The organism is Thioclava sp. SK-1 (genome assembly GCF_001705665.1).
In the GTDB taxonomy this organism is placed as follows: domain Bacteria; phylum Pseudomonadota; class Alphaproteobacteria; order Rhodobacterales; family Rhodobacteraceae; genus Thioclava.
Map to the genome: position 1 here is coordinate 1 of NZ_MDHA01000007.1, position 718 is coordinate 718.

A 718-nucleotide genomic window follows, 5' to 3' on the forward strand; every position below is an offset into this window, starting at 1 on the left:
GTCCGCAGCTGCTCATGGGTGTCGTAGTGGAAGCGTTTTACGGTCGCTTCTTTGATCGTGCGATTCATCCGTTCGACCTGTCCATTGGTCCAAGGATGGTTGGGCTTGGTCAGCCGGTGCTCGATCCCATTGGCCTCACAGATCATGTCGAAACGCATGGGCCGAGAATAGGCAGTATTCCTGTTCCGAGGCTGCTCAGCGAACAGAATGCCGTTGTCAGTGAGGACGGTGTGGACCTGGTATGGCACGGCCTCGAGCATGTGTTGCAGGAATTCCCAAGCTGTCTTCCTGTCAGCCTTTTCGACGAGTTGGGTTACGGCAAACTTGCTCGTGCGGTCGATGCCAACGAATAGAAAGAGCTTTCCTTCAGCAGTCTGCACTTCGGCGATGTCTATGTGGAAGAAGCCGATCGGGTAGCGTTTGAACTTCGACCGCTTTGGCTTGTCGCCCTCGATATCAGGCAGGCGCGAAATGCCATGTCGCTGCAGACAGCGGTGCAGCGCTGAGCGTGTCAGATGAGGGATGGATGGCTGCAGCGCATAGAGGCAGTCATCAAGCGGCAGCAGCGTGTGGCGCCGAAACGCGACGATGGCTGCCGCCTCAGCCTCCGTGAGGACTGTCGAGCGAGGCTCTTTTGGGCCGGTCTTGAGATCCTCGACCGTCTGCCGTTTGCGCCACTTCGCAACCGTCTTGGGATTGATCCCGAACTCCCGGCTCA

The 718-nt window shown here is 57.8% G+C and carries 1 protein-coding gene; it reads right to left on the reverse strand.

Features of this window, described 5'->3' with window-relative positions:
* Positions 1-718, reverse strand: a 718-nt coding sequence (locus BFP70_RS00085) for an IS481 family transposase (RefSeq protein ID WP_066008974.1), incomplete at both ends; no start/stop codon positions are given.